Annotated in this window: 17 protein-coding genes; 14 read left to right on the forward strand and 3 right to left on the reverse strand. The window is 64.2% G+C overall.

Features of this window, described 5'->3' with window-relative positions; genetic code table 11:
• Window positions 1–678 precede the first annotated feature (678 nt).
• Both RXV90_RS09240 and RXV90_RS09245 read left to right on the forward strand, forming a co-directional pair.
• The gene (locus RXV90_RS09240; protein ID WP_316648319.1) at window positions 679–1,668 is read left to right on the forward strand and encodes an aldo/keto reductase; all 990 of its coding nucleotides are present in this window, start codon (window positions 679–681) and stop codon (window positions 1,666–1,668) included.
• A 149-nt stretch (window positions 1,669–1,817) separates the two neighbouring features.
• Window positions 1,818–2,213 (forward strand): DUF2177 family protein, encoded by a 396-nt coding sequence (locus RXV90_RS09245; RefSeq protein ID WP_316648320.1) that lies wholly within the window; start codon window positions 1,818–1,820, stop codon window positions 2,211–2,213.
• 117 nt (window positions 2,214–2,330) lie between these two features.
• Here RXV90_RS09245 and RXV90_RS09250 read toward each other — a convergent pair whose 3' ends face one another.
• Window positions 2,331–3,158, reverse strand: a complete 828-nt coding sequence (locus RXV90_RS09250) for a c-type cytochrome (RefSeq protein ID WP_316648321.1) — start codon at window positions 3,156–3,158, stop codon at window positions 2,331–2,333.
• A gap of 130 nt (window positions 3,159–3,288) precedes the next feature.
• Between RXV90_RS09250 and RXV90_RS09255 the strand changes: the two genes are divergently transcribed.
• Together RXV90_RS09255 and RXV90_RS09260 are read left to right on the forward strand one after the other, a co-directional pair.
• Window positions 3,289–4,362: a flavin monoamine oxidase family protein gene (locus RXV90_RS09255; RefSeq protein WP_316648322.1), complete on the forward strand. Its 1,074-nt coding sequence runs from the start codon at window positions 3,289–3,291 to the stop codon at window positions 4,360–4,362.
• 115 nt (window positions 4,363–4,477) lie between these two features.
• Window positions 4,478–4,987 carry a CIA30 family protein gene (locus RXV90_RS09260; RefSeq protein WP_316648323.1) on the forward strand — a complete coding sequence of 170 codons (510 nt, stop codon included), beginning with the start codon at window positions 4,478–4,480 and terminating at the stop codon, window positions 4,985–4,987.
• Between the two features lie 53 nt (window positions 4,988–5,040).
• On the opposite strand, the gene RXV90_RS09265 is transcribed toward RXV90_RS09260, so the two are convergent.
• A complete protein-coding gene (locus tag RXV90_RS09265; RefSeq protein ID WP_316648324.1) occupies window positions 5,041–5,577 on the reverse strand; it encodes a histidine phosphatase family protein in 537 nt (178 codons plus the stop codon).
• A gap of 126 nt (window positions 5,578–5,703) precedes the next feature.
• Between RXV90_RS09265 and RXV90_RS09270 the strand changes: the two genes are divergently transcribed.
• The 5 genes from RXV90_RS09270 (at window position 5,704) to RXV90_RS09290 (ending at window position 8,983) form a co-directional block, all read left to right on the forward strand.
• Window positions 5,704–6,405 carry a DUF1194 domain-containing protein gene (locus RXV90_RS09270; protein ID WP_316648485.1) on the forward strand — a complete coding sequence of 234 codons (702 nt, stop codon included), beginning with the start codon at window positions 5,704–5,706 and terminating at the stop codon, window positions 6,403–6,405.
• Window positions 6,406–6,679: 274 nt separating this feature from the next.
• Window positions 6,680–7,033 carry a phasin family protein gene (locus RXV90_RS09275; protein WP_316648325.1) on the forward strand — a complete coding sequence of 118 codons (354 nt, stop codon included), beginning with the start codon at window positions 6,680–6,682 and terminating at the stop codon, window positions 7,031–7,033.
• A 212-nt stretch (window positions 7,034–7,245) separates the two neighbouring features.
• Window positions 7,246–7,680: a thioredoxin domain-containing protein gene (locus RXV90_RS09280; RefSeq protein WP_316648326.1), complete on the forward strand. Its 435-nt coding sequence runs from the start codon at window positions 7,246–7,248 to the stop codon at window positions 7,678–7,680.
• Window positions 7,681–7,697: 17 nt separating this feature from the next.
• Window positions 7,698–8,648 carry a DnaJ C-terminal domain-containing protein gene (locus RXV90_RS09285; RefSeq protein WP_316648327.1) on the forward strand — a complete coding sequence of 317 codons (951 nt, stop codon included), beginning with the start codon at window positions 7,698–7,700 and terminating at the stop codon, window positions 8,646–8,648.
• Window positions 8,645–8,983 (forward strand): MerR family transcriptional regulator, encoded by a 339-nt coding sequence (locus RXV90_RS09290; protein ID WP_316648328.1) that lies wholly within the window; start codon window positions 8,645–8,647, stop codon window positions 8,981–8,983. The genes RXV90_RS09285 and RXV90_RS09290 overlap by 4 nt, the downstream gene beginning before the upstream one ends.
• Before the next feature lie 56 nt (window positions 8,984–9,039).
• Here RXV90_RS09290 and RXV90_RS09295 read toward each other — a convergent pair whose 3' ends face one another.
• The gene (locus RXV90_RS09295; RefSeq protein WP_316648329.1) at window positions 9,040–9,174 is read right to left on the reverse strand and encodes a hypothetical protein; all 135 of its coding nucleotides are present in this window, start codon (window positions 9,172–9,174) and stop codon (window positions 9,040–9,042) included.
• A 354-nt stretch (window positions 9,175–9,528) separates the two neighbouring features.
• Between RXV90_RS09295 and acsA the strand changes: the two genes are divergently transcribed.
• The 5 genes from acsA to ppsA all read left to right on the forward strand — a co-directional run bounded on the left by acsA (window position 9,529) and on the right by ppsA (window position 17,239).
• The gene (gene acsA, locus RXV90_RS09300; RefSeq protein WP_316648330.1) at window positions 9,529–11,277 is read left to right on the forward strand and encodes an acetate--CoA ligase; all 1,749 of its coding nucleotides are present in this window, start codon (window positions 9,529–9,531) and stop codon (window positions 11,275–11,277) included.
• Window positions 11,274–13,283 carry a pyruvate dehydrogenase (acetyl-transferring) E1 component subunit alpha gene (gene pdhA, locus RXV90_RS09305; RefSeq protein WP_316648331.1) on the forward strand — a complete coding sequence of 670 codons (2,010 nt, stop codon included), beginning with the start codon at window positions 11,274–11,276 and terminating at the stop codon, window positions 13,281–13,283. Before acsA ends, pdhA begins: the two co-directional genes overlap by 4 nt.
• Window positions 13,280–14,506 (forward strand): dihydrolipoamide acetyltransferase family protein, encoded by a 1,227-nt coding sequence (locus RXV90_RS09310; protein WP_316648332.1) that lies wholly within the window; start codon window positions 13,280–13,282, stop codon window positions 14,504–14,506. The genes pdhA and RXV90_RS09310 overlap by 4 nt, the downstream gene beginning before the upstream one ends.
• Window positions 14,503–14,748 carry an acyl carrier protein gene (locus RXV90_RS09315; protein ID WP_316648333.1) on the forward strand — a complete coding sequence of 82 codons (246 nt, stop codon included), beginning with the start codon at window positions 14,503–14,505 and terminating at the stop codon, window positions 14,746–14,748. The genes RXV90_RS09310 and RXV90_RS09315 overlap by 4 nt, the downstream gene beginning before the upstream one ends.
• A gap of 112 nt (window positions 14,749–14,860) precedes the next feature.
• The gene (gene ppsA / locus RXV90_RS09320; RefSeq protein WP_316648334.1) at window positions 14,861–17,239 is read left to right on the forward strand and encodes a phosphoenolpyruvate synthase; all 2,379 of its coding nucleotides are present in this window, start codon (window positions 14,861–14,863) and stop codon (window positions 17,237–17,239) included.

A 17,239-nucleotide genomic window follows, 5' to 3' on the forward strand; every position in this document is an offset into this window, starting at 1 on the left:
CATATTGTCCTATCAGCACAATTTCCACTCGAGGAACATGGCCGGCGATCGACGGCATGCTCTTTCCACCGCAATGGCGTGACCGAAACCCAGCATTCCTGATCAGAAGCCTCACGGCGTCGACGAAGGGCAGCAGGTCCGCAAAGCCATTGAGAGGCCTCTTGTTTCCATCGAAAATGTAGGAGTGCGGATAAAGCCGACAGACTTCTGTGGCCCAAGTGAGGGCTACTCGGGCAACCCATCGTTATTCAACGTGTCGCTTGCCGGAATGGAGCATGCGGCAATCTCCTGCGGGGTGGTGGTCTCTAATGACGCCGCCGCCTGCGAGACCGAGTGATATCTCGGCCAATTCGCAAATGCGGACGTTCCCGCAGCGCACGCGCTGGTCCTCCCGCATCCCCGACATCGGGCCTGATGGCGCCAGGGTCCGCTGTCACTGAAAGCGGGCCCTGGCCCGAATCCGCCTGTCGACGGCCAGCGGCAAGACCATCGGCCCCAACAGCGGGAAGAACCCCGCGACTGCCGCCAGTGCCGTCCCCCACATCTCGCGGGCCCCTCGGCAAGCACATCCATGGCCAGCTCGCCATTTGTCGGCACGGCCCATGGTGTTGTAAGACCGGAACCGGAACCTGTGGTGGCAGTGCCCATCACGCCGAAAACAGCGAGGCAGTGGCAGCAATGCAGAAGCGGCAGGTCGGACAGACCGGACTAACCATTGATGTACTCGGATTGGGCGGCGCGCCACTTGGGGGGAACTTCGTCGATCTGGATTACCGGCAGGCGGCCGAACTCATCCAGACCGCCAGAGAGGCCGGTATCGGCTACTTCGACACCGCCCCGTGGTATGGGTTCGGACGGTCAGAGCGCGTCATGGGGGATATGCTGCGCGGTCAGGATTACGTCCTGTCCGACAAGGTCGGACGGCTTCTGAAGCCCGGGGCCGTCGCAAACCCCATGGATTACGGCATGATCGATCCGCTGCCGTTCCATGTCGTTTACGACTACAGCTACGCGGGGATCATGCGTGCTTACGAGGACAGCCTGCAACGCCTCGGGCTTGACCGCATAGACATCCTCTTGGCGCACGATATCGGAACCTTCCAGCATGGCGAGGAAAACGCCCGCCACTTCAGGGATCTGAGCGAAGGTGGCTATCGCGCGATGGACGAACTGCGCCGGTCCGGTCACGTGAAAGCCATCGGGCTTGGAGTGAACGAAAACCAGGTGTGCATCGATGCCCTTGGCATTGGCGAATGGGATGTCTTCCTTCTGGCCGGCCGCTACACCCTTCTTGAGCAGACCGCGCTGCAATCGCTGTTTCCCGCCTGCCGCGCTGCGGGGACGACGATCATCTGCGGCGGGCCGTTCAACTCGGGCATCCTCGTAGGGCGGGAGATGTGGAACTATGCCAAGGCACCGGCCGAAATCGTCGACAGGGCACGCGCGCTCGGTGCGGTGGCCGACCAGTTCGCAATCCCCCTGGCAGCAGCCGCATTACAATTCCCGCTCGGCAACGACATCGTGACCTCGGTTATTCCGGGGCCCCGTCACAAGGATGAACTGAAGCAGCTGCTGGACTGGTTCGACACACCGATCCCCGCCGACTTCTGGAGCGCGCTGAAAGAAAACGGCTTGATGGACGAGACCGCACCGGTCCCGACAGGCTGAGCGCCCGCACCAGGAAAGCGGGCCTTCGGAACAAACCCGGTGAAAGGCCGCCTCGTCCCGCGTTTCGGATAGAAAGCCCACTCCGCGTGTCGGACGTATCACACGTCAAAGCCCTTCCTTGAAGGTGCCCGCGCTCTATCTCTCCGGACATGCCGATTGTCATTCTCACACTTGCCACCGGGATCATCTTCCTCGTCGCCGACGCGATCATGCTCTCCAGGGTCATGGGGCCGCTCTTCCGCGAGCATCTTGGCGACAGTCTGCTGGAAGGAATCCGAATGCCGGCCGCACTTGGCTTCTATTTGGTCTATCTGTTCGGGATGGTTTGGTTCGCCGGTTTGCCGGGGCTGCGGGAAGGTGTCGGCGTCGCCGCCCTGAACGGTGCGATCCTCGGCCTCGTCGCCTACGGAACCTACGAGCTCACGTCTTGGGCGGTGATGCGCGATTGGCACCCGTCGATGGTCGCGGCTGATATGATCTGGGGTGCGACGGTCACTGCGGTGTCCGTGACGGGTGGAGTGCTCATTGCCCGCGCGCTGACCTGAGGTGTCAGTGACGGCCCGCCGGTTCCGGCGTCCTCGAGTTTCCGGGAAAGGCATCGGGCCTGTTTCGCGCGCGCGATGTCGATCGGCATCCGGAAACACAGGCCTGCGCCGTCGATCTCACGGAACGTAAGACTCCGGTCGCGGAGATTGTATGGCCTCAAGATACTCCACCAGCGCAACCAGACGCGCGGGGGCGGGCGTCACGATGCCATTCCCGGTGTCGAAATCTATCATCCTTCCGCCAGAGAGTTCAGGAATGACCGGCATGTCCGCGCGTGGATTGAACTGCTTCGTGTAGCCATCAATGATCGACATCACTTCAAGCATCGGCCAAACACCATCTCGCCGGGCGGCTATTCGCGTCAGATCCGCCGGCTTGGTTTCCAGCGATCGCGCCGCCCTGCCGTCGCCTTTTGCATCGTCGCCGTGGCAGACGGCACAGTACTGGCCAAACAGGGTCTTGCCTTCCGCGATCGTCACGTCCGCCGAACTTCCGTTTGCACCGATCAGCACGCACATGGCCGTCACGAGGGATAGACATCTCATGGCTTGCCAACTCCTTGTCAGCCCAAGCCCATGAAGGGCACCGTGCACACCTTCCAGGGGGCGTCTCTTCCAAGTCTCTCCCTTATCCGGCACTGCTCGCTCGAGCGCCTTGATCGAAATCAGGACCGACGCAGGCGGCGGCTTCAGAAATGCTGATTGGCCGGCGCGATCCAATGCCGGAAGGAATGCGCGCCCTGCCTTGAAGAGGCGCTGGTGGCTTGGCGGAAATCGTGTGCTGCCAGCGAAAAGGGAAAAACGAAAACGCAACTCACCTTCAGACGCCTCGGGGATGAGGAGGGCTGGCAGCACAACCGTGACGGTACTTACCCTACGTAAACTACGCAACAGGAATGTGGCGCATCCCGTGCCAGCCAACGCCCTTGCGGCGACGTTCCACATGCTCCCGGCGTCTCTCGACCTGCGCGCGCAAGCCCACGGTCGGGTGCAATCGGAAGCCATGTTGCCTCTCGGTGAGTGCAATTTCCTCTCTACCGTGTTGAGGTGCGCTCACTGGATGGCGGGGTGACTTTTGGACGTTGTTATCATCGGCGCTGGATTGGCGGGCCTCACCGCCGCGACCGTGTTGCGAGACGCGGGCGCCGATGTTCTCTTGCTCGAAGCCCACGCACGGATCGGAGGTCGCATCCAGGCCATTCGCGCCCCTGATACCAATCAATACCTTGCCGATTTGGGACCAACCTGGGTCTGGCCAAAGTATCAGCCGGTCGTCGCAAGATGGATAAGATCGCTCGGTCTGGCGACCTTTGAGCAGTTCAACGAAGGGGATGCGGTCATCCTCGGGTATGGCCCCGCACCGCTTCGGCAACCTCTGCCCGGACAGAATGGAATGGTTCGCATCGTCGGCGGGCCCACGGCTTTTATCGACGCTCTTTCCAATCGAATGGATGCTGCGGGCATTCGAGCGTCGGCGCCTGTCATCGGTATTCACGAGGATGGCCCCGCGCAGGTCAGCGTTTACCTGGCGTCAGGTGAAATCGTCTCTGCAGGGCGGGTGATCGTCTCCACTCCTCTCCGTGTCGCCGCCGCAGGCATCGACATGCCTTGGGCGCCCCCGCCGCTGTCAGAGGCCATGCGACGGACGCCAACGTGGATGAGTACGCATGCGAAGGTCGTGGCGCTCTATGACCGGCCTTTTTGGAGGGACAAGGGCCTGGCCGGTCGGATTGCCAGCAGATCCGGCCCGCTCGTCGAAGCCCATGACCATTCCGGCGCCAGTGGGCATCCCGCCGCACTCTTTGGGTTCGTCGGATGGCCACCGGACATGCGAAGAAAAGACCCGCAGGGGCTCAAACAGGCAATTCTGAGACAGCTCACCGAATGCTTTGGGCCACCTGCCGCGCACCCGATTGACTTGATCGTGCAGGATTGGGCAACGCACTCGAACATCGTCACCGAGTCCGATCTCTCACAGCCGGCAAACCACCCTGACATCGGCCCGGCACTATTGAGACAGGCTCACCTCGATGGCCGCGTTCGGTTTGCTGTTTCAGAGGTATCGGAAACAAGCCCGGGGCTCATTGAAGGTGCCCTTGCAGCCGGCGAGAAAGCGGCCTTGGATAGTCTCGGAAACCGCACGTCTTGAGGCGCTGTGCACGGGCGCGGAAGGAACCGGCCAATCGGAATGCAATCGGTCAGGAAAGCGAAGCCGAAGAATGCGTTTTGCCGTAAGGCAAACCCTGCTTGCGCCCCTCCTACTGATGCCCATACCGGCCCTGGGTGACGTCCTCATGATCGAAACCTTCAAGTCACGGCCCGAAACCCGTTGGCGCTTCTTCACAGACGGCGTGATGGGCGGTGTCTCCTCCGGTCAGGTCGCATTCCTCAGGGAAGGTAAGCACGCGTATGCGCATCTGACCGGTCGTGTAAGCACCGAAAACAACGGCGGATTCATCCAGATGCGGACGGAACTGCCTGACGGTGCACCCGAAGACGCCACAGGTGTTCGTCTTGTCGTGCGCGGAAACAACCAGCCATACTTCGTGCATCTCCGAACCAGCGGAACGCGGCTGCCCTGGCAATATTATCAGGCGGGCTTTCAGGTGACAGAGGCCTGGGAAGCCGTTCAGCTGCCGTTCGACACCTTCAGGCGATCCGGCCAGCTCCTTCGCGCCGTTCCTCGCGCAGACAGCCTCAGGTCGCTCGCCATAGTCGCATATGGCAGAGACCATGACGCAAAGATCGATATCCGTGCGGTGGGGTTCTGCTAGGCCGGCGGTTCAGGCCGTCCGAGCGATCTCTCCGGCGGGCCCGGCATGTCTTCTCACGGCTCGATAAGAATACTGCCCAGCACCTCGATGCCCCCATCGGTCGGACGGATGACGAGCACTTCTCCAGAGCGCGTACCCCGCCCCGCGAGGGCCGAGATATTCACCTGGTGGGTCACCAGCAGAACACGGCCATCGGTCCTGGAAATCAGCTCCCGTGTCTCCGCGGTTTGCTCATCCCGGGTGGAGGCATCCTGGAAGAACGAATTGAGTGACGGCGCATCGTTCACCGGTCCCAAATCGAGAAGCTCAGCCGTTTCCCGTGTACGGCACCATTGGCTGCTCAGCACAGCATCAAATCTGATGCCCCGGGCTTTCATGGCGGATCCTATGGCCCGTGCCTGGGCCCGTCCCCGATCATCCAGGTTCCGTTGCGTGGAGCAGTCGCCAATCGTCAGGTTGGCGGGATCCCCCGTGCCGGGTGCCAGGGCATGGCGCATGATTGCAAGCGCTCCCGGTTCGGACAGGGCATCCCAGTCATTCGCCAAGGCGAAACCGGGAACGAGGACAAGCAGAAGCACAAACCAACGCATTGCCCTGATCTATGGCGGATTGGCAGGGCGTCGAGTCGCGCTTGCAGGACGCAAATGCTCTGTCCCATTCGGCCGGCCTTGCATCTCGGCAGTTTCCAAACCGCGACGATGCGCTACGATTCAAGCATGCGCAGTGTCATCGCCCTGCTTGCCTTCTTCGCCCTGCCTGCCGTCGCAGAGGAGGTTGACCTTGAACTCGTTCTTCTCGCCGATGCCTCAGGTTCGATCACGCAGGCTGAAATAGAATTCCAGCGCCAGGGTTACGCCGAGGCGATCACCGATCCTCGCGTTCTGTCGGCAATTCAGAACTCGGCTTACGGAGCCATCGCCGTGACATACGTCGAATGGGCTGCGAACACCGCAGTTGTTGTCGACTGGACGAAAATCGATGGGCCCGAAAGTGCCCGGGCTTTTGCCGATGCGCTGATCGCGCCGCCAAGGCAGGCATATGGGCGTAACGCGATTGGCGCGGCCCTTCTCGACGGCAAGAGGCTCATCGAGCAGAACGATTTCCTGGGCTGGCGCAAGGTCATCGATTTCTCTGGCGACAGCCCGAACAGCTACTCCGGACCCTCGATTGCCTCGGCCCGGGACGAGGTGGTCTCGGCAGGGATCACGATAAACGGTCTTCCGATCCTCTGCCGCTTCTGCGATACGCCCGCCCGCTTCCCGGATCTGGCTGAAATCTATGAAGAAAGGATCATAGGTGGACTTGGGGCCTTTGTGGTGACGGCCGAAAATGAAGAAGATCTCGCACAGGCGATCAGGCGCAAACTGATCCTCGAAATCTCGGGCTTGCTGCCGTCCGAGGCCTTCGCTTCCAACTGAGACCTGGAAATCTCGATCTGCCCTCCTGTCATGGATCGGGCCGTCATGTCCCGAAGACGCGCTCCCGTCCTGCCGGGCGAAACAGAGGCCGCTCTGCAGGCTCGACGGCCCTCTGATGCTCGGACGGCCAGGTCCGTCTCGGCCCCGGCCCGATCACAGGCAAATCCATCTCTCTGTGAACGATAGGCACGCAATGTTGATCAAGGTCATGGTTCAGCCCGGCCGGTAGGCTATGGATTAACGGAAGTTCACAAAGACAGCGGAGAGACATCCAATGACAGGAAAAAGCCCATCGCCAACGAAAGCCAACGGTGCCGCAGCGGCTCCTGGCCTTGCAATGCCGGCGATTCCTCCGGCTGTCACGGCCCAATGGCTTGAAGTGATGACAGCAAGCGGACGCTTCATTGCTCAGCGCCTGGAAGAAGACCTGAAGACCCAGCAGGCGTTTCTCGGATGCAGGACGCCGGCGGATGTGATGCAGGTGCAGTCCGGCTACTACAAGACTGCGGTCGAGCAATACACCGCGCAGGCTGGCCGGATCTTCGAGCTCATGTCCGGCGCGATCAGCGGGCCGCTTGCATCATCCAGATCGATGTTTGCCCGGGGTTACGACGACGTTCCGCTATGACAGCGCAGAGGTAAACCTCGTTCGGTCAGCCTTGTACTGTCGTCAGAGGGCGGCTCGTGGTGCGGAAAAGGTCGACGTCATCGTCAGCGGACACCTCCGGCAGAAGCAGAGGCGAAAAGCCTGGCCTGCCGCGATATTCGCCGTCGAACGGTTAAAAAACATCGTCGTCTACCTATATATGCAGATAAAGGAATATATGGGGGATTTCTCCGATGGGTATCAAGCTGACATGCCTGGCATGCGGACAGGGAAACCGGGTCCCGCGGGAACGGCTGAATGCCGGGCACAAATGCGGCACCTGTGGTGCGCCGCTTGTCGAGGACAAGCCCGTGGATATCTCGATCGACATTCTGAAGAAGGCGCAGCGGATCGACGAACTCCCACTGATTGTCGATTTCTGGGCGTCCTGGTGCGGGCCTTGCCGAATGATGGCGCCGGAGTTCTCGAAGGCGGCGCAGGCCCTGAAAGGACATGCCCGCTTTGCCAAGCTTGATACCGAGGCATTCCCCGAAGCTGGCGGGCGATATGGAATCCGCGGCATTCCCCTGCTGATTGCCTTCCGTGGCGGACGCGAGATGGGGCGGCGGACCGGCGCGATATCCTCCCGGGACATCACCGATTGGGTGACGGCTGGGGCCGGGGCGTGAAAGGGTGAGATCCCGAAATGAGTGACGATCCCTACAAGACCCTCGGCGTCTCCAAGACCGCCTCGCAGGAAGAGATCAAGAAGGCCTATCGGAAGCTCGCGAAATCCCTGCACCCGGATCTTCATCCCGACGACCCCGGCAAGCAGTCCGAGTTTCAGGCCGTCGCGGCGGCCTACGACGTGCTGGGTGATCCGGAAAAACGCCGGCGGTTCGATGCCGGAGAGATTGACGCCCAGGGTCAGGAGCGCCCCGAAAACCAATTCTACCATCACTACGCCGGTCAGAATGCCGGTGCCCGCTACGATCGGGGCCGCGGGCCCGGGTTCGGGCAGGGCTTCGGCACGGGCGGCGACGAAGATTTATCGGATCTCTTTTCGGAACTTTTCGGGCAGCACGCCCGAAGGGCCGACGGCGCGCGTGATTTCCATGCCCGCGGGCCGGACCTCCGGTATCATCTCGAGGTTGATTTTCTCGATGCTGCGCTCGGGGCCAGGCGTGCCATCACCATGCCTGATGGCAAGTCGATCGAAATTTCCGTGCCTGCGGGCGTCCGCGACGGGCAGACCCTGCGTCTCAAAGGCAAGGGCGCGCAGGGCATCGGGCAGGGCCCGGCCGGCGACGCGCTTGTCTCCATCAGCGTGAAACCACACCCGGTCTTTTCCCGGGAGGGTGACGATATCGAGATCGAGCTTCCGATCACCTTTGACGAGGCGGTTCTCGGTGCGAAGGTCGATGTGCCCACGATATCGGGCCCTGTCTCCATGACGATCCCCCGAGGGGCATCTTCCGGCCAGCGCCTTCGGCTCAAAGGCAAGGGTATCAGGCGCGGCAAGACTGCGGGGGATCAGATGGTCAGGCTGAAGATCGTCCTGCCGAAGGAAATGGATGAGACGATGAAGGCGCTCGCCGAACGTTGGCGGGATGCGGCCTCGTTCGACCCGCGCGCGGACCTGAGGAGGAAGACATGAGCTTCGACGAACGCACCGTCGTCGCCAGAATAGAGCGTCTCACCCTGCGCGAGTTGCGCCTCTGGGTTAAGCAAGGCTGGGTCCGTCCGGCTCAAGGCGCACGCGGCCCTGTCTTTGACGAACTCGACATTGCGCGCCTCCGGCTTCTCTGCGACCTCCGCAAGGATATGGCCTTTCCGACAGACGTGATGCCGACGGTCCTCACACTGATCGACCACCTGCATCGCACCCGGCGTGAGCTCAGGCGGATCACCGAGGCGCTCGATGAACAACCCGCCGAGGTCAAACGTGCGGTTGTCGCCGCGGTCCGCCGGCGGGCGGAGACCGGTGAGTGACGCCATAGGCTCGACGTGGCGGTGCCGGGGGGGCAGCCCGGCCTTCGGCGATGTCCCTATCGAAACTCTTTCGCGGCATCCGGACCGGCCCGGAAATCATCCGCCTCGCGGCTAAGATGTACCTCCGCTTCCCACTCCCGCTCCGAAACGCCGAAGCTCTGCTGCCTGAACGCGAAATCGACGTCAGCCATGAACCTCCCCGCTTCTGCTGGCGCCGCTTCGGCCCGAAGTCTGCCGCCGAGATCGGCAAGGCCGGATCGAGGGAATGCGGTCTGGCCGCTGAAGATGGCACCTTGTCGGGCTGCTCGTGAAGACCAACGGAAAGATGCGTTACCTCCGGCGCGCCGCCGGCCATGAGCGCGCGGGTCTCGATAGCCCGATGACGAAGCCCCGGTGTAAGTCGGCGGCTTTGAAATTCCTCGGGAAAGCGATGATGAGGCACGGCCGCACCCGCACCCCACCGCCCGCAGATTGACGCGCGTCAGTCTGGCCGGTCCTGACCGTGCCACGCTTCCGCCCGGAACCGTTCTTGCGAGGCCGGGACAATGGCAGATCCGCCGCTCATCGAAAAACCGCCCGGCGTTCGCAACGCCGCGAACATGCCGGATTACCCGGGCTTCAGACGCGCATTCTCCTGGGACATGGCGCGCCGCGACATCGATTTCTTCCCGGGCGGACGCCTGAACATCGTCCACAATGCCATCGACCGCCACGTCCAGGCCGGGCACGGCGGCCAGATCGCCCTGCGCTGGATCGCGAAATCGGGCACAGCGACCGATTACACCTATGCCGATCTTCAGAAACTGACCAACCGCTTCGCCAATGTTCTGCGGTCCCGGGGGATCGGCAGGGGCGACAGGGTCTACTCCCTGCTGGGGCGCGTGCCGGAGCTTTACGTGGCAGCCCTCGGAACCCTCAAGGCCGGTGCGGTGTTCTGCCCGTTGTTCTCGGCCTTCGGCCCCGAACCGATCCGGTCGCGGATGGAAATCGGCAACGCGGCGGCCGTCGTCACCTCCCGGCGCCTCTACGCCCGAAAGCTCAAAGGGCTGCGCGGCCAGCTTCCCGAACTGCGCGAGGTCTTTCTGACCGACGGCGAAGACGACGGCACGCACCACCTCGCACCGCTCATGAACGCGGCATCGGATAGCTTCGATACCGTGCCGATGGCCCCAGAGGACAAGGCACTCCTCCATTTCACATCCGGCACGACCGGCACCCCGAAAGGCGTCGTCCACGTCCACGAGGCGGTGGTCGCCCACCACGCGACCGGCCGGATCGCGCTCGATCTCAAGCCCGGGGATGTCTACTGGTGCACCGCCGATCCCGGCTGGGTGACCGGTACGTCCTACGGCATCATCGCGCCCCTGACCAACCGCGTCACCATGATCGTCGACGAGGCCGAATTCGACGTCGAACGCTGGTACGCCACCCTCGAACGCGAGGCCGTCACCGTCTGGTACACCGCACCCACCGCGATCCGCATGCTGATGAAGGCCGGCGCCGGGGCCGCCAGGGCGCACGCGTTCCCCGCTCTCAGGTTCATGGCCAGCGTTGGCGAACCGCTGAACCCCGAGGCGGTGATCTGGGGATACGAGACCTTCGGCAAACCCTTTCACGACAACTGGTGGCAGACCGAAACCGGCGGGATCATGATCGCGAACTACGCCTGCATGGACGTGAAGCCGGGCTCGATGGGCAAACCGATGCCGGGGATCGAGGCGGGCATCGTCGAGGTCACCGAAGACGGCGCCCGTGAACTGACGGAACCGCTGGCCATGGGGGAACTCGCCCTGCGCCCCGGCTGGCCTTCGATGATGCGCGGCTACCTGCACGAAGACGCACGCTACCGAAAATGCTTCCGCGGCGGCTGGTATCTCAGCGGCGATCTCGCGATGCGGGATGCCGACGGGTACTACTGGTTCGTCGGGCGCAGCAACGACCTGATCAAGAGCGCCGGCCACCTGATCGGCCCCTTCGAGGTGGAAAGCGCCCTGATGGAGCATGACGCGGTTGCCGAGGTCGGCGTGATCGGCATCCCCGACGAAACCTCGGGCGAGATCGTGAAGGCCTATGTCGCCCTCAAACCCGGGCACGCGCCCACGGAAGAGCTGAAACTCGATCTGATCGGCCACGCCCGGAAAAAGCTCGGCCCCGCCGTCGCCCCGAAAGACATCGCCTTTCGCACGAACCTTCCCAAGACCCGCAGCGGCAAGATCATGCGGCGGCTTCTGAAGGCCCGCGAACTCGGTCTGCCCGAAGGCGACATCTCCACCCTGGAAAGCGATGAGCAATGACCGAGAGCACCCTGAAACCGCACCTCGACCACGCCCATGTCCGGGCGCTTCTGAAGGAAATGATCCGCATCCGCCGGTTCGAAAGCAAATGCGCCGATCTCTACACGCAGGAGAAGATCCGCGGCTTTCTGCATCTCTACGACGGGGAAGAAGCGGTTGCGGCAGGCATCATCCCGCTCCTCGGGCCAGCCGACCGGGTGGTTGCCACCTACCGCGAACACGCCCACGCCCTGGCGCGCGGCGTGCCGATGGGCGCGGTCCTTGCCGAGATGTACGGCAAGGCAGAAGGCTGTGCCGGCGGGCGGGGCGGGTCGATGCACCTCTTCAGCCGCGCCCACAACCTCTTCGGCGGCAACGCCATTGTCGGGGGCGGCCTGCCCCTTGCCGCCGGCCTTGGCCTCGCCGACCGGCTGGAAGACGCCGATCGGGTCACCGCCTGCTTCTTCGGCGAAGGCGCGGTGGCCGAAGGCGAATTCCACGAAAGCATGAACCTCGCCGCCCTCTGGCGGCTGCCGGTCCTGTTCGTCTGCGAAAACAACGGCTACGCCATGGGCTCCGCGCTGGAACGCACCGAAAGCGAAACCGACATCACGGCAAAGGCCGCCTGCTACGGGATCGCCGCGGCTTCGGTCGACGGCATGGATGTGGTCGCGGTCCAGGTCGCCGCGCGCAAGGCGCTCGCGGCCATCGCCGAAACGGGGGCGCCCTATTTCCTGGAATGCAAGACCTACAGGTTCCGCGCGCATTCCATGTTCGACGCCCAGCTCTACCGCTCGAAGGACGAGGTCGCCGAATGGCGCGAAAAGGGTCCGATCGTCAGGTTCCAGACCTGGCTTGAAACGAACGGCCTGCTCCATGGCCCGGAAATCGACAGCATCATCGCCGAGGTCGACGCGGAAATCGACGAGGCCGTGGCTTTTGCCGAAGCGGGAACCGACGAACCGGTCGAAACCCTCTCCCGGTTCGTCATGTCGCCCGATCCCCCGCCGCCGCCACCGCCCGCCCCCGCCACGTCGGCCATGCGGGTCACCACCTATCGCGACGCGGTGCGCGAGGCGATCGACGACGCGATGACCCGCGATCCGCGCGTTTTCCTGATGGGCGAGGACGTGGGCCGGTATGGCGGCTGCTACGCCGTCAGCATGGGTCTGCTCGACAAGTTCGGGCCTGACCGTATCCGCGACACGCCGCTGTCCGAATCCGGGTTCACCGGGGCGGGCATCGGGGCGGCGCTCGCCGGGCTCAGGCCGATCGTCGAACTGATGACCGTGAACTTCTCGCTGCTCGCCCTCGACCAGATCCTGAACACCGCCGCCACGCTGCGGCACATGTCGAACAACCAGTTCGGCGTGCCCCTCGTGATCCGCATGGCCACCGGCGCGGGCAAGCAACTCGCGGCACAGCACTCCCACAGCCTCGAAGGATGGTACGCCCACATCCCCGGCCTGCGCGTCCTCGCACCGGCCACGCTCGAAGACGCGCGCGGCATGCTCTGGACGGCTCTGGAAGATCCCGACCCGGTCCTGATCTTCGAAAACGTGATGCTCTACAACATGGAAGGCGCCCTTGCCGAAGACGCGGGACCGGTGAACATCACCCGCGCCGCCCTCCGTCACGTCGGCGACGACATCACGCTCATCACCTATGGCGGCTCGCTCGGCAAGACGCTGCTCGCCGCCGACAGGCTGTGGCAGGAACACCGGATCAGCGCCGACGTGATCGACCTGCGAACATTGCGGCCGCTCGATATGGAAACAATCCTCGCCTCGATCGTGAAGACACGGCGCGCGGTGATCGTCGACGAGGGCTGGCGCAGCGGAAGCCTCGCGGCCGAAATCGGCATGCGCCTGGCGGAGGACGCGTTCTTCGAACTCGACGCGCCCCTGGCGCGGGTCTGCAGCGCAGAGGTTCCGATCCCCTTCCCGCGCCATCTCGAACAGGCCGCCATCCCGCAAACCGGCACCATCATCAACGCGGCCCGGCGCGTCATGGACGCGAAACCATGACCGAGTTCCGAATGCCCTCGCTCGGGTCCGACATGGAAGCGGGCATTCTCGTGGAACAGGCCGTCGCGCCGGGAGAACGGCTGCGCGCCGGCGATGTCATCGGCGCAGTGGAAACCCAGAAGGGAGTGATCGAGATCGAGGTATTTCAGAATGGCACGCTGGATCGCTGGCTTGCCGACATCGGGGCGAAAGTGCCGGTCGGCGCGCCGCTCGCGGTGATCCTCGCGGACGGGGAACCGTCCCAACCGGAACCCCGACCGGAACCGCCGGAGGTCGAGCCTCCGCCGCCCGAACCGCCGGAAGCGCCCCCGCCCGAACCCGGGCCGCCGCCGCAGGAAGTTCCGGTCTCCCCGCCGGACGAGGCCCCGGAATTTCCGCCGACGGAAATTCCGCCCGGTCCCGAATTCGGCGCCCTGCCGACACGCCCGCGGATCACGCCCGCCGCCCGGCGCTTCGCGGCGGCGCGCGGCATGAACCTCGACACGCCGGAATATCGCGACGGCAGGACGGTCACGCGCCGGGATCTCGAAGCCGCCGCCCCGGCCCCCGCCGCCGGGGGCACGCCGGATTTCCGAACCGCCATCGCCGCCGCCATGTCGCGTTCGAAGCGGGAAATTCCCCACTACTACCTCTCCCACGATGTCGATCTCACCGCGGCCGAGGCCTTCGTGGCCGAGGCGAACGCGGGGCGCGCGCCCTCCGACCGGTTGCTGATCGGCGCGCTCTGCGCCAAGGCCCTCGCGCTCGCCCTCGCCCGCTTCCCGGAATTCAACGGCCATTACAGCGGCGGCGCATTCACCCCGTCCGGCGCGGTTCATCTCGGCTTCGCGATCAACATCCGCTCACAGGGTCTGGTCGCCCCGGCCCTCTTCGACGCCGAGGCGCTGGGCCTCGACGCCCTCATGCAAAACCTGCGCGATCTCACCGCGCGCGTGCGCGCGGGCCGGTTCCGGGCACGCGAACTCTCCGACGCCACCATCACCCTCACCAGCCTGGGCGAGCGTGGCACCGATGCGGTCTTCGGTGTCATCTACCCGCCGCAGGTCGCGATCGTCGGCATGGGGGCGCCGCGCCAGCGCCCGGTGGTGCGGGACGGCGCGGTCGTTCCCCGGCTGATGACGACGCTCACCCTCGCCGCCGATCACCGCGTCAGCGACGGGCACCGTGGCGCGCTGTTCCTGCGCGCCATCGACAAGACCCTCCAGCACCCGGGCCTCCTATGACAGAAACAGACGCCGCAACCATCCTCGCGGAAGAATTGCGCCGCATCGCGCCCGATATCGATCCCGCCGACATCGATCGCGGCGGCGACCTGCGCGAAGAATTCGACATCGACTCGATGGATTTCCTGACCCTCGTCACCGCGCTCGGCAAACGCCTCGATATCCCGATGCCCGAGGCGGACTACCCGCTGATGGAAAGCTTCGACGCCCTCGCCGCCTATCTGGCCAGGCAATCGGGCTGACCACAGGCGCACCGCGCCTTCGCGTCAATCCGTCGTCGGCGAACTGACGTCGATCAACACCCCGCCCGATCCGTCAGCCACCCTGCTCAGCGCAAAGATGGAGACCGGTCCCATGCCGCAAACACCCACCCTCGCGATGGATTTCTCCGAGGTCGACCGCGACGACACCGGCCAGGTCGGCGGCAAGAACGCCTCCTTGGGCGAGATGATCCAAGCGCTCCGGCCGAAAGGCATTCTCGTTCCGCCGGGCTTTGCGACAACCTCTGCGGCATTCCGCGATTTCCTGAAACAGAACGATCTCGACAGCGCCATCCGCCGGGAACTCGAGATGCTGGCCTGCAAGACCGCCACGCTTCAGGAAACCGGCGCCAGGATCCGCTACCTCATTCTCACCGGTGACTGGCCCGAGGCCACGGCGAACGAGATCGGGGCACGCTACAAGGCCCTGTGCGAAACGGCCGGCGAGCCCGATCTTCCCGTGGCCGTACGCTCCAGCGCCACCGCCGAGGATCTCCCCGATGCCAGCTTCGCGGGCCAGCAGGAAACCTTCCTCAATGTCATCGGCGAAACCGCCCTGCTCGCGGCCTGCAAGAAATGCTACGCCTCCCTCTATACCGACCGGGCCATCTCCTATCGCGAGATGAAGGGCTTCGCCCATCAAGACGTCGCGCTCTCGGTCGGGGTTCAGCAGATGGTCAGGGCGGATCGCGGCGGGTCCGGCGTCATGTTCTCGATCGATACCGAATCCGGCTTTCCGGACGCGGTCCTGATCAACGCGGCCTGGGGCCTGGGCGAGAACGTCGTACAGGGCGCGGTCGATCCCGACGAATACCAGGTCTACAAACCCTTTCTCGACGACGCGGCGCTCGAACCGATCCTCGAAAAACGGCTGGGCGCGAAGGCGATCAAGATGATCCAGGATCGCGACGGCACGCCGCGCAACGTCCCGACATCCAGGGCCGAACGCGAAAAGTTCGTGCTGGGCGATGCCGAAATCCTCGATCTCGCCCGGCAAGCCAGCATCATCGAGGCGCATTACGGCCAGCCGATGGATATGGAATGGGCCCGCGACGGCGTGACCGGCACCCTCTACATCGTGCAGGCACGCCCCGAAACCGTTCAGTCCCGCGCCCAGGCCGGATCTCTCAGATCCTATGCGGTCGTGAACCCCGGCCCCCTCCTCGTCTCGGGGCTCAGCGTCGGCAACGCCGCGGTCTCGGGCCGCGTCTCGATCATCGAGGATCCCGAGGATATCGGCCGTTTCGTCGACGGCTCCGTCCTCGTCACCAGCACCACGAACCCCGATTGGGTGCCGATCATGAAGCGCGCGGCGGCCATCGTCACCGACCACGGCGGGCGCACCTCTCATGCGGCAATCGTCAGCCGCGAACTGGGCCTGCCGGCCGTCGTCGGCTGCGGCGACGCCACCCGCATTCTGCACGACGAACAGGATGTGACCGTGTCCTGCGCCGGGGGCGACGAAGGCATCGTCACCGAGGGCCTGTCACAGATCGACATCGCGGAAGAAAAGCTCGACCAGATCCCCGAAACCCGCACCGGGGTCATGCTGAACCTCGCGAACCCGAGTGCGGCGTTCCGGTGGTGGCGCCTGCCGGCCCGGGGCGTGGGACTGGCGCGCATGGAATTCGTGATCAACAACGCGGTGCGCATCCACCCCATGGCGCTTCTCGCCCCCGACAGGGTGACCGACGCCGAGGCACGCGCCCGGATCGACGACCTCACGCGCGGCTATGCCAGCAAACCGGAATACTTCGTCGAACGCCTCGCCTGCGGCCTCTCGCGGATCGCGGCCTTCTGCTATCCGAATCCGGTCATCGTGCGGATGAGCGATTTCAAGACCAACGAATACGCCGATCTTCTCGGCGGCCGCGACTTCGAGCCTCTGGAAGAAAACCCGATGATCGGCTTTCGCGGCGCCTCGCGCTACTACGCCGACGCCTATCGCCCGGGCTTCGAACTTGAATGCCGCGCCATCCAGCGCCTGCGCAGCAAGATGGGCTTCAAGAACGTCATCGTCATGATCCCGTTCTGCCGCACACCGGACGAGGCGCGCCGCGTGCTCTCCGTCATGGCCGAAAACGGGCTGAAGCGCGGGGCCGAAGGCCTCCAGGTCTACATGATGTGCGAAATCCCTTCGAACGTCGTGCGCGCGGCGGAATTCGCGGCGCTCTTCGACGGGTTTTCCATCGGCTCCAACGATCTGACACAGCTCACGCTCGGCATAGACCGCGATTCCGATCGTCTTGCCGATCTCTTCAGGGAAGACGATCCCGCGGTGCTCTGGATGATCGAAACGGTCGTGCGAGAGGCGCACAAGGCCGGCATCAAGGTCGGCTTCTGCGGCCAGGCGCCCAGCAACGATCCCACCTATGCCCGCCGTCTCGTCGGCTTCGGCATCGACAGCATTTCGGTGACGCCCGACAGTTTCGTGCAGGTCCTGCGAAACGTCAGCCAGGCGGAATCGGCCTGA

Source organism: Ovoidimarina sediminis (assembly GCF_032586175.1).
GTDB classification, from domain to species: Bacteria; Pseudomonadota; Alphaproteobacteria; order Rhodobacterales; family Rhodobacteraceae; genus Ovoidimarina; species Ovoidimarina sediminis.